Here is a 12,209-nt window from a genome sequence, read left to right on the forward strand (position 1 = left end):
TCGGCGGTGACGAGGAAGAAGCGCCCGGCCCTTCACCCACGCCACCTCCCGGGAGGCCTCCTCGCCCACCGGGGCGGACGCTGACGGCCAGACGAGGGAGACGCGGGCCGCGGCCGCGAGCGCCGGAGGCCCACGCCGAAGACGTTGGACGCGGGCCCGGGAGACGACCCGCAGGGCCACCTCCGCGGGTGCGTACCGGGCCAGCGTGTTCTCGCCATCCACCAGGAGCGCGGCGAGCCGGGCGGCCCCCTCCGGCTCCAGAAGGAGCCGGGCGCGGGCCAGGGCGAGCTCCTCGGGCGGCAGCTCACCCAGGACGATTCTCTCGAGAAGCCAGTCGGGGGTACGAGTGGGGGGACTCATGTAGCCTCCTGAAGGGAGGGAACACCGGTCCCGCGCCTGTCTGTTACCCCTCTTGTCGTGATCGCCCAGGTCTTCCTGGCTGGACTACAAGCGAGCGAGCAGCCCCCCTCGCCCACCTCTGTGTGGCTTTGTTCACTTCCCATGAGCCGTCGACTGGAAGGCACTACTCAGGAGTCCATGGACCCGAGTACCTTGCCGCGCTCGCCTCTCATCTCCGCGCCCCCACCCGTGATTCACGACACCATCTCCGCGCTCCGGGAGTCCTACCTTTCCGCCCAGCTCAAGGGAAACCGCCGCGAGGCGCTCCGCCTGCTGGTGGATGAGGGCATCCTGCGGGGTATCCCCCTGCCCACCCTGCACCTGGAGATCATCCAGGAGGCCCAGCGGGAGATCGGCCGGCTCTGGCAGGAGAACCACATCTCGGTGGCCCAGGAGCACCTGGCCACCGCCATCTCCCAGCTCGCCCTGTCTCACCTCTACCGACACCTGCCGAGAGATCCATCCAACGGGCGCACGGTGATGATCTCCTGCGTGGAGGGAGAGCTGCACGAGCTGGGCGCCCGCGTGGCGAGCGACTTCCTGGAGATGGCGGGCTTCGACGTACGCTTCCTGGGGGCGAATGTCCCCACGGAACATCTGGTGCGCGAGGTGCGTGCGCAGAAACCCGATTTGCTGGCGCTCTCGGTCACCATGACGTACCACATCCCGGCCTTGCGTCAGGCGGTGGCGGCGGTGCGCGAGGTAGCGCCGTTGTTGCCACTGGCCGTAGGGGGATTGGCCTTCTCCTGGGTCCCCGGGCTGGAGGCGGAATTGGGAGTCCCCTTCTTCGGCAAGGACGCGCGCGAGCTGGTCGCGTCGGCCTGCAGGATGTTCGAGGTCTAGACAATGCAGTCACTCGCCCGGCAGGTGGAGGCACGAGCCCAGCGGCTCGCCGAGGCATCCGTGTCGGGGCTCTACGAGGACCCCTTCTGGTTCGCGCGGTATGGCGAGGAGCGGGCGCGCCGTTTCGGCGGCGAGGACGCGCTCTTCCACGTGCGCTACCTGGTGCAGGCGCTGGACGCCCAGGACCCGGGGGTGATGGAGCGCTACGCGCGCTGGCTGCAGGGGCTGCTGGTGCCTCGCGGCATGAGCTCGCGCCACATCGCCCAGCACTTCCAGGGGCTGCGCAACGCGCTGAGCCGCGAGGGGCTCACCGAGCCGCCCCAGGCGCTGGAGTACATGCGCGCGGCCATCGCGGCGCTGGCGTGGCCCGAGGGCCCGGCCCGCGCCGTGCACGAGGCCCTGCCGAGACTGGTGTGGTGCACGATGGACGTGCTGGCCCGGCGGGTGCCCGGGACGCGCGAGCAGGAGGCGCGCCTGCACGACGAGGTGGAGCTGCAATGGGCCTACCTCATGGACGCGCTCGGGATGAAGCGGCCCGGGCTCTTCGTGGAGCACGCGCGGTGGTACGCGGGCTTCTGGCCCCAGCGGGGCCTGCCCTGTGACTACCGCACGTTGTTGGAGACGCTGGAAGTGGCGCTGTCCCATGAGCCCTCCCTGCGAGAGGAGGTCCAGGGGGTGGTGGCCAACGGGCTCACCGCCCTGGCAAAGGAGCAGTCATGACGACGTCCATACCCGCGCCCTTGTGGCACTTCTTGAGCCGCGAGGTGGCGCTGGTGTGCGACGCCTCCGGTGTCATCACCTGGGGGGACGACCGGGCGGTGCGGCTGCTGGAGTACAGCCCGGGCCAGCCCCTGCGCAAGCTGGCGGCCCAAGGCACCGAGGACAAGGTGGACCGGCTCATCACCCTGGCCCGCGACGAGCGGGTGGAGGGCTGGGAGGTCATCCTTTGCGTGGGGGGCATGCCGCGCACCTTCGCCTTCCGGGGCGCCCCACACGAGGGCGGCTCGGCGCTGGTGGGCAGCCTGGTGGCGGAGGACTACGCCGCGTCGCTCTCGCAGGTGAGCGAGGCGATGAGCGAGCTGGCGGCGCTGCACCGCGAGACGGAGCGCCAGCAGCGCGAGCTCAAGCGGCGCGCGGACGAGCTGACCCTGCTCAACCGGGACCTGGAGGAGTCCAACCGCGGCGTGCGCACGCTGCACGCCGAGTTGGACGAGAAGACGGAGAGCCTGGTGCGCGCCGCGGAGCTCAAGAGCCGCGTGGTGGCCAACGTGAGCCACGAGTTCCGCACCCCGCTGCACTCCATCCTCGGCCTGGCGCGGTTGCTGCTCAACCCCGCCAACGGCACCCTCACCCTCGAGCAGCAGAAGCAGGTGCAGTTCATCCGCACCTCGGGCGAGGCCCTCTTCGAGCTGGTGAACGACCTGTTGGACCTGTCGAAGATGGAGTCCGGCAAGGCGACGCTGCGGCCCCTGCGCTTCAGCGCCGCGGACTTCCTGGGCGCGCTGCGCGGGATGATGAGGCCGCTGGTGCCGGTGGACTCGTCGGTGGAGCTGCGCTTCGAGGATCCGCCGGGAGACCTCCTGCTGGAGACGGACGAGGCCAAGGTGAGCCAGGTGCTGCGCAACCTGGTGTCCAACGCGCTGAAGTTCACGGAGGCGGGGCACGTCACCGTCTCGGCCGAGCTGGCACCGGACGATCGGGTGTGCTTCCAGGTGCGCGACACGGGCATCGGCATCTCGCCGGAGCACCACGAGCGCATCTTCGAGGAGTTCACCCAGGTGGAGAGCCCGCTGCAGAAGAAGGTGAAGGGCACGGGCCTGGGGCTGGCGCTGTCGCGGCGGCTGGCGGAGTTCCTCGGCGGCAGCCTCACGGTGCACAGCACGCCGGGCCGGGGCTCCACCTTCACGCTCCTCATCCCCCGGGTGCATCCGGAGGTGGAGGCGATGGTGAGCCTGGCCGAGCGCAGCCAGCACCTGGAGCCCGGCCGCGCGCCGGTGCTGGTGCTGGAGGACGACCGGCAGACGCTCTTCCTCTACGAGAAGTACCTGGAGCGCTCGGGCTTCCAGGTGCTGCCGGTGCGCACGGTGGACGAGGCGCGGCGCACGCTCCAGAAGGTGCGTCCGGCCGCCATCGTCATGGACGTCATGCTGGAGGGAGAGACGAGCTGGGGCTTCCTCTCCGAGCTCAAGGGCAACGAGCTCACGCGCGACATCCCCACCCTGGTGGTGACGCTCATGGACCGCGAGCACAAGGCGCGCGCGCTGGGCGCCGATGAGTTCTGGCTCAAGCCCGTGGGCGAGGAGCAGCTGCTGCGCAAGCTGGCGGCCATGGCGCGCACGGGTCCCGTGCACAAGCTGCTCATCATCGACGACGACGACGTGCACCGCTACCTGCTCCGGCAGCTGCTCAAGGACACGCCCTACATGCTGACCGAGGCCTCCACCGGGCCCGAGGGCATCCGGCTGGCGCGGGAGCAGAAGCCGGACCTCATCTTCCTGGACTTCGTGCTCCCGGACATGACGGCCTTCGACGTGCTGGACGACCTGAAGGCGGACCCGCACACGCGCGACATCCCCGTCATCCTCCACACCTCGCGACAGCTGCGGGAGGAGGAGCGGCAGCGCCTGGCGAAGGAGACGGCAACCATCCTGGCCAAGCACACCCTGAGTCGCGAGGTCGCCATCAGCCGGATCCGGGACGCCTTGCACAAGACGGGCCTGGGCACCAATCAGGGAGAGGGCCGCCGTGGCTGACATGACCGTTTCCGCGACCATTCTCAACGTCAACGACGACGATGCGACCCGCTACCTGTCCACGCGCACGCTGAAGATGGCGGGCTACCAGGTGGTGGAGGCGGCCACGGGACAGGAGGCGCTGCGGCTGGCGGTGGAGGTGCGCCCGGACGTGGTGGTGCTGGACGTGAAGCTGCCGGACATCAGCGGCTACGAGGTGTGCAAGCGGCTGAGGGCCAACCCGGAGACGGCCTCCATCGCGGTGATGCACACCTCGGCCACCTACGTGACGCCGGACAAGAAGGTGCGCGGGTTGGAGGGCGGCGCGGACGCCTACCTCACCGAGCCCTTCGAGGGCGAGGAGCTCATCGCCACGGTGCGCTCGCTGTTGCGCATGCGGCGCGCGGAGCAGCAACTGCGCCGGCGCACCGAGTCCCTCGAGGAGGCGGACCGGCGCAAGGACCTGTTCCTGGCCATGCTCGCCCACGAGTTGCGCAACCCCCTGGCCGCCATCACCACCGCCGTGGGCATCCTGGATCGCCGCCCGCCGGTGGACGCCAAGGAGGAGCGGATGATCTCCATCATCCAGCGCCAGACGAACCACCTGGCGCGGCTGGTGGATGACCTGCTGGACGTGAGCCGGATGACGCGCGGCAAGGTGGAGCTGCGCAGGGCCCGGTTGGACCTGCGGGGCGTGCTGGAGCAGGTGCTGACGGTGTTCCGCCCCCTGGCCGACAACCGCAAGCTGACACTGGAGTCGTCCCTGCCGTCGGTGCCGCTGTGGATGGAGGCGGACACGACGCGGCTGGAGCAGGTCTTCACCAACCTGCTGGACAACGCGACGAAGTACACGGACGCGGGCGGCGCCATCCAGGTGCGGGTGGAGCCGGTGGCGCGCAACGGGCTCGCGGGAGCGGTGGTGCGGGTGAAGGACACGGGCATCGGCATCCACCCGGACGTCCTGCCCTCGGTGTTCGACCTGTTCGCGCAGGCGGATGAGTCGCTGGAGCGCACGCGCGGGGGCCTGGGCATTGGCCTGACGCTGGTGCGCAGCCTGGTGGAGCTGCACGAAGGCCAGGTGGAGGCGCACAGCGAGGGCCCGGGCAAGGGCAGCGAGTTCTCCGTGTGGCTGCCGCTGCTGCCGGAGGCGTCGGTGGAGCCGCGGGACGTGGTGCTGCCGGACCTGGTGAAGCGCCGCCGGCACATCCTGCTGGTGGAGGACAACGCGGACGCGCGGCAGGCGCTGCAGGACCTGTTGGAGACGTGGGGCCACCGGGTGGAGGTGGCGGCGGACGGGCTGCGCGGGTTGGAGCTGGCGGTGCAGCGCACGCCGGAGCTGGCGCTGGTGGACATCGGCCTGCCGGGGCTGGACGGCTACCGGGTGGCGGAGGAGCTGCGGGCGAAGATGGGCCGGACCATCCGGCTGGTGGCGCTCACCGGCTACGGCGGGACGGAGGACCAGACCCGGGCGCGCGAGGCGGGCTTCGACCTGCACCTGGTGAAGCCAGTGCGGCCGGACGACCTGGACAGGCTCCTGTCGCAGTTGTGAGCGTTGCCCCAGGACTCTGGCGGTCCCTAGCTTGAAGTCGGGGGCTGCCATGTCTGGGAATACCGGTCGCGAGGGTGAGAGCGGGTCCACGGGCTCCGGGTTCGAGGACTCGGACTTCGGCGACGACCTGATGCGGGCGGTCACCCGGGGGCCCGCCCTGCTTCGCACGCCGGTGTCCGGGCAGTGGTTGGGAGGCCAGGACGGCCGCCGGTTCCAGGTGCTCGAGTCCTTGGGCGGAGGGGGCATGGGCCAGGTCTTCCGCGCCTGGGACTCCCAGCTGAGGCGCGAGGTGGCGCTCAAGTTCCTGCTCCCCCGCGCGCCTTCGGATGATGAGGAGCAGCTGATCTCCCTGCTGAGGCAGGAAGCGCGGGCCGTCGCGCAGCTCGCCCACGCCAACATCGTCCGCCTCTTCGACGCCTCCGAGTGGCGCCAGGCCGCCTGGGAACCGCGTGTCCCCTTCCTCGTCATGGAGTGCCTGGAAGGCGAGTCGCTCTCGGCGGTGCTGCGGCGCGAGCAGCGGCTGGAGCCCCGGCGCGCCCTGGAGCTGCTGGCTGGCATCGCCGCCGGGCTCGCGCACGCCCACGAGCACCACGTCATCCACCGGGATCTCAAACCGGGCAACGTCTTCGTCACCCGGCAGGGCGAGGTGAAGCTGCTCGACTTCGGCCTGGCGTGGCTGCTGGCGGAGCGGGACACGCCCGGATTGGAGCTGCCCAACGCCGGCACGCCGCCCTATATGGCGCCGGAGCAATGGCGGGGAGGACAGCAGGATGAGCGGACCGACCTCTGGGCCGCGGGCATCGTGCTGTACGAGATGCTCACCGGAGCGCCCCCCTACCCGAGTAGCAACCTGAGGGAGCTGCGCGAGCGGGTGCTCTCCGGCGAGCCCGTGCCCTCCGTGCGAGAGCGCCGGCCGGAGCTGCCCCGGGAGCTGGAGCCACTGGTGTCCACGCTGCTGGCCAAGGCGCCCGAGCAGCGCTACCAGACGGCACGGGAGCTCGCTGAGGAGCTGCGTGAGCTGGCGGAGCGGTGGGGCTTCCAGGGACAGGCGCCGCGCCCCGCGCCTCCCGAGCGCCGGCAGGTGACGCTGGTGTCCTGCCGGCTCACCGGTGCCGGGTTGGAGGAGGCACTGGACGCCGAGGACGTCGGCGAGTTGGAGGAAGCCTTCCACCAGCGCTGCACGGAGCTCGTCCAGCAGCGGGGGGGCACCATCGCCCTGTACCTCGGTGACGAGGTGTTGGCCTGCTTCGGCCATCCGGTGGCGCGCGAGGAGGACCCACGGAGCGCGGTCCAGGTGGGGCTCGCCCTGGCTCGGGACGCGCTGGCCGTGAAGGTGGGCATCCACACGGGCCGGGTGACGGTGGGCGGGCACGGCGTGCAGGGCGAGGCCCCGAAGGTGGCCACCTGGCTGGCGGGCCTGGCCGAGCCCCACACCGTGCTCGTCAGCGACTCCACCTGGTCGCTGGTGCGCGGGACGTTCGAGGCCGAGGCGCTCGGAGCCCGCGACTACCAGGGACTCGCGGGGACGCGGCGCCTGGGCCTGCACCGGGTGCTGCGCGAGCCGCCGGCGACGTTCCGGTTCGAGCGGACGCTCGCCGCGGGTGGCCTCACGCCACTGGTGGGGCGGGAGGACGAGCTGCGGCGGCTCCTCGCGTCCTGGAACGAGGCCCGCGGCGGGCGGGGAGCCGCCGTGCTCGTCATGGGCGAGGCGGGTCTCGGCAAGTCCCGCCTCATCCAGGAGGCACGCGAGCGCATCCGCCAGGAGCCGTGCATCCACTTCCAATGCCAGTGCTGGCCCCGAGCGAGCACCAGCCCCTTCCACCCGCTCATCGAGCTGTTGCGGCGCCACCTCCCACGAGGCGAGATGACACCGGGCACGCTGGGGCTGTCGCCGGAGCAGACCTCGCACCTGGCCCAGCTCCTCTCCCTGCCCGACCCCACGGGGGCCCCCCCGCTCCAACTCTCGCCGGAGCTTCGCGAGGAGCGCACCTTCGAGGCCGTGGCGGCGCTGCTGTCCCACGTGGCCCGTGAGAATCCGGTGCTCGGCGTGGTGGAGGACCTGCACTGGGTGGACCCCTCCACGCTGAGGCTGCTCGGCTACCTCCTGGAGCACCTGGAGCGGGAGCGCGTCCTGCTCGTCCTCAGCGCCCGGCCCGACTTCCATTCCTCCTGGCCCGCGCGCCCGTGGGTGCACCGGCTCACACTGGAGCGTCTGCCTCCCGGGCTCACCGCCACCCTGGTGCGCGAGTCCGCTCACGGCCAGGAGCTGTCCCCGGAGCTGGTCCAGCAGCTCGTGGCCCGGACGGACGGCATCCCCCTCTTCGTGGAGGAGATGACGCGCATGGTGCTGGAGCAGGGGACGCCCGACTCCGTCCCCATCACCCTCGACGCACTGCTGAGGGCGAGGCTGGACCTGCTGCCTTCCCGGCAGAAGGCACTGGCCTGGTCCTGCGCGGCGCTCGGGCGCGGCTTCTCCGTGGAGCTGCTGACCACGCTGACGCGCAGGGACCCGCTCACGCTGCGACGCGACCTGGAGGCATTGGTGGCCGCCGGGCTGCTGCAACCGCGGGACGATGACACCGGACCCGGCTATCAGTTCCGTCATGCCCTCCTCCAGGACGCGGCCAGGGAGTCCCTGCCCCGTGGCGCGCGCCGGCGGCTCCACCAACGCATCACCCGGGCCCTGGTGGAGCAATCCCCCGAGGTGGTGGAGACGCAACCGGAGCTGCTCGCCTACCACCACACCGAGGCCGGCGAGTACGCCCAGGCCATTGCGTACTGGACGCGGGCCGGGGAGCGCGCCAGCCTGCGCTCACCCAACCAGGAGGCGGCGAGCCACTTCCAGCAGGCGCTGCGGCTGCTGCCCCTGCTGCCCGACACCCCTCGGCGACTCCAGGAGGAGCTGCGGCTGCTCATCCTCCTGGGCGTGCCCCTGGCCCAGGTGCATGGCTACTACTCGCCGGAGGTGGAGCGGACGTACACCCAGGCACTCGCGCTCCTCCCCCGGGTAGGCAAGGCGCTGCCCCGGCTGCGGCTGTCGTACTTCGGGCTCTTCTCCTACTTCTTCTCCCGGACGGAGTACGCGCGCGCGCACGAGCTGGCCACGATGCTCGTGACGCTGGGCGAGCGCCACGAGGACCGGGAGCTGCTCACCCTGGGACACCGCATGATGGCGGCGGACTTCTTCGCCTGGGGCGACATGGCCGCCTCGCTGGAGCAGCTGGCGCGGATGCCGGCGTGCTCGGCCTTCTCACCCGAGGAGCAGCGGGCCATGGCAGAGCGGCAGTGGATAGACCCGTGCGCCACGGGGCAGGCCGTCGCGGCCATGGCGCACGCGGTGCTCGGACACGATGAGGAGTCCCTCCGCGCCAGCCAGGAGGCGCTGGAGCTGGCGGGACGCATCGGCCACGCGCACACGTCCGCCAGCGTGCTGACGTACATCTCCGAGGCCTGCCAGCTGCGCGGGGACGTGCGGCGTGCCCTGGCCTGGTCCAATGAGGCCCTCACGCTCGCGCGTGAGCACGGGTTCCGGGGCTACCAGTCCTGGGCCACGCTCATCCGGGGCTGGGCCTGGGGAGAGCAGGGTCATGCCCGGGAGGGGTTGCGGTCCATCCGCGAGTCCCTCGCGGGTTGGGACGCCCCGGGTTCCAAGACCAACAAGCTCCACATGGAGTTCGGCCTGATGGCGGGGCTGCACCTGAAGCTGGGGCAACCCCACGAGGCCCTGGCGATGAGCACCACGGCGCTGAGGCAGCTCGAAACGGGGGGCCAGCGATTCTACGAGGCCGAGCTGCACCGGCTGCGAGGCGAGGCCCTGCGAGCACTGGGCCATGAGCCGGAGGCCCACGAATGTTTCCTCCGGGCCCTCCAGACGGCGCGTCAGCAGGGGGCGCGCACGTTCGAGCGGCGGGCGCTGGAGAGCCTGGGCGCCCTCGCGATGGAGCAGCACGTGTAGAGCCGGCGGCCTCCGGTGCCGCTACGAGCCGATGCGGCGCCTGCCCACACGCTCCCACAAGAGCCGCCAGGCAAATGCCACGGGCCGGACAGCGGCTCCGCCTGTCGAACGACGAAGTCGCGAATTCCCCGTTCAACCCACTTTGCAACGCGGGGTGTCGTGGGCACATAAGAGACAGCACCGCGGCGCCACCGAAGTCACCCCGCAATAGGACCGGGTGGCCCGCGTTGATAGCGACAGCGGACGCGTTGTGACGCCCCGGACCGTGGGTCGAGCCACGGGACGGAGGTGGTGGGAACAGGTGCGCGATCAGCACGGGGGTGTGGTCGTGAAGACTGCGATGATCTGTCTGGCCGCGGGTCTGCTCACGGGAGCACCGGCGGGAGTAGCGATGTCGACGCTTTGGTCCCCTCCGGTGGTGACGTGCGAGCCGGGAGTGAGGGACTGCGCGGCCCCGGAGCTGAGGGAGGAGGAGCCCTCGAGAGCGACCTCCGAGCGCCACCCTTGTGACTGGGTGGAGACCTGCCAGCTGCCCTGTGGTCGAGAGGGGGGCGAGTGTTGCCAAGCGGAGTGGAGCTGCCCACCGGACGCGAACCTGCCCCGGTGCTGAGCACCACCCCCTCTCCCTTCGGGAGAGGGACGGGGTGAGGGTATTTCGGTCCTCGGGTTGACCCTATTTCGGCCCCAGCGCTCTCTAGGAGAGGGCTTGGGAGCGAACGGCACCATCGCGCCCGAGACCCCCCCTATCCCGAGAACCCGCCATGAAGAATCGGAAGCACAACGCGCTCACCACCGTGACAACGCTGTTCGCCGGTCTGGCGACCCTGCAAGGGCTGCCGGCCGCCGCGGCCGAGGCCGAAGCCGCGCTGGACGTGTCACCGGAGCTGCTCACCGCGATGCGTCGGGACCTGAACATCGACGAGGAGCAACTGCGGCGCCGGCTGGTGTTCGAGGCGAAGGCACCGGCCATGGAGAAGGACCTGAGGGCGCAGCTGGGAGAGCGCTTTGGAGGAGCCTGGCTGAACAAGGACGGCACGCAGCTCATCGTCGGAGTCACGGATGAGGCGAGCGCCGAGCGCGTGCGCCGGGCCGGAGCGGAGCCGCGGCTCGTCAAGCACAGCAAGGCGAAGCTGGACCAGGTGGTGGCGGAGCTGGACCGCAACGCCCACAACGCGCCGGCCTCGGTGCATTCCTGGTACGTGGACGTGGCCACCAACAGCGTGGTCGTGCAGGCCGAGGCGGGCACGAGCCTGGCGGCCTCGCGCGCCCAGTCGTTCGCCGCGCTGAGCAGCGGCGTGAAGGAGGGGGTCATCCGCGTGGAGCACTCCACGCAGGCGCCACGCCCGGCGTACGACATTCGCGGTGGAGACATCTACTACTTCGGCACGGGGGCGGGTGGCTCCTACGGAGTCTGCTCGGTGGGCTTCTCGGTGAACGGCGGCTTCGTCACCGCGGGACACTGCGGAGGGGCGGGCACGCCCACGCTCGGCCACAACTGGCAGTCCATGGGCACCATCCGGGGGTCGGTCTTCCCCGGAGCTGACTACGGATGGGTGGCGACCAACGGCTCGTGGGCGACGCAGCCGTGGGTGTACAACTACAACAACGCGAACGTCCTCGTTCACGGCTCCAACGCGGCCGGCATCGGCGCGTCCATCTGCCGCTCGGGCACCACGACGGGCTGGCGGTGCGGAACGCTGCAGGCCACGAACGTCACGGTCAACTACTCCAACGGCCCCGTGTATGGCCTGTCCAAGACGGACGCGTGCGCGGACCCCGGTGACTCGGGTGGCTCGGTGCTCTCGGGCAATCAGGCGCAGGGCGTGACGTCGGGCATCGCGGGCGGCTGCTCCAATGGCAATCCTCCCCAGACGTTCTTCCAGCCCATCAATCCCATCCTGAGCGCCTATGGCCTGTCGCTGGTCACGAGCGGCGGTGGCGGTGGCGGCAAGTCGTTCGTCTCGCGGATGAACGGCAAGTGCATCGACGTGCCCAACGGCAACTTCTCCGACGGCGTGCAGGTGCAGATGTGGACGTGCAATGGCACCAACGCCCAGAAGTTCACCTGGGACGGCGCCCGGCTGACGATTGGCGGCAAGTGCCTGGACGTGTCCGGGGCCTCGACGGCCAACGGCACGCGCATCCAGATCGCCAACTGCAACGGCAACCGCGCCCAGGACTTCGTGCTGAGCGCCGCGGGAGACCTGGTGAGCTACCTGGCCAACAAGTGCGTGGACATCGAGGGCTACAACGCCAACGACGGCGCGAAGCTGAGCATCTACGACTGCCACGGCGGTTCGAACCAGAAGTGGGACTACCGCTAGCCGCGGCGTAGCACCCCGGGGGCGTGGCCAGGACGGCCACGCCCCTGTTTCACGCCGGCTCCAGGGCCGACAGCCTGTCGATCGCCGCGCGCAGCCTCCACTCCGCGAAGGCCAGGCCGATCAACTTTCCCGTCACCGCGAGTGTCGCGAGGAGTGCCACGACCCCCCATGGTGACGGCCGCGAACCGGACACGAATCGCAGCACGGTGAAGACCACGCCAGCGAAGACGAACGCCGAGCCGGTCTCGCAGCCGCAGGCGTGAAGCCCGCGGTTGATCGCGCGCTCGGCCGCGCGCACGGCATCGTCCTCACGCCCCAGCTCGAGGACGATGCGCGAGATGCCTCGCCGCCCCGTCGGATTCTTCAGCGCCCTCAGCTCCACCGCCGATCGGATGATTCGCCGCATC

Annotated in this window: 7 protein-coding genes; 6 read left to right on the forward strand and 1 reads right to left on the reverse strand. The window is 70.7% G+C overall.

The window, feature by feature from the left end; all coding sequences use genetic code 11:
* Positions 1–537 precede the first annotated feature (537 nt).
* The 6 genes from NR810_RS40190 to NR810_RS40215 all read left to right on the forward strand — a co-directional run bounded on the left by NR810_RS40190 (position 538) and on the right by NR810_RS40215 (position 11,802).
* On the forward strand, positions 538–1,242 hold the full coding sequence (locus NR810_RS40190) for a cobalamin B12-binding domain-containing protein (RefSeq protein ID WP_257460390.1): 705 nt from the start codon (positions 538–540) through the stop codon (positions 1,240–1,242).
* Positions 1,243–1,245: 3 nt separating this feature from the next.
* Entirely contained in the window at positions 1,246–1,962 is a 717-nt protein-coding gene (locus NR810_RS40195; protein WP_257460392.1) for a hypothetical protein, read from the forward strand.
* The gene (locus NR810_RS40200; RefSeq protein ID WP_257460394.1) at positions 1,959–3,995 is read left to right on the forward strand and encodes a hybrid sensor histidine kinase/response regulator; all 2,037 of its coding nucleotides are present in this window, start codon (positions 1,959–1,961) and stop codon (positions 3,993–3,995) included. The genes NR810_RS40195 and NR810_RS40200 overlap by 4 nt, the downstream gene beginning before the upstream one ends.
* A gap of 1 nt (position 3,996) precedes the next feature.
* Positions 3,997–5,523: a response regulator gene (locus NR810_RS40205; protein ID WP_257460459.1), complete on the forward strand. Its 1,527-nt coding sequence runs from the start codon at positions 3,997–3,999 to the stop codon at positions 5,521–5,523.
* A gap of 49 nt (positions 5,524–5,572) precedes the next feature.
* Positions 5,573–9,478: a protein kinase domain-containing protein gene (locus tag NR810_RS40210; RefSeq protein WP_257460396.1), complete on the forward strand. Its 3,906-nt coding sequence runs from the start codon at positions 5,573–5,575 to the stop codon at positions 9,476–9,478.
* Between the two features lie 761 nt (positions 9,479–10,239).
* The gene (locus NR810_RS40215) at positions 10,240–11,802 is read left to right on the forward strand and encodes a ricin-type beta-trefoil lectin domain protein (RefSeq protein WP_257460399.1); all 1,563 of its coding nucleotides are present in this window, start codon (positions 10,240–10,242) and stop codon (positions 11,800–11,802) included.
* Positions 11,803–11,851: 49 nt separating this feature from the next.
* Here the strand turns inward: NR810_RS40215 and NR810_RS40220 are convergent, their stop codons facing one another.
* Positions 11,852–12,208 carry a hypothetical protein gene (locus NR810_RS40220; protein ID WP_257460400.1) on the reverse strand — a complete coding sequence of 119 codons (357 nt, stop codon included), beginning with the start codon at positions 12,206–12,208 and terminating at the stop codon, positions 11,852–11,854.
* Position 12,209: the final 1 nt, after the last annotated feature.

Source organism: Archangium lipolyticum (assembly GCF_024623785.1).
Taxonomy (GTDB): Bacteria; Myxococcota; Myxococcia; order Myxococcales; family Myxococcaceae; genus Archangium; species Archangium lipolyticum.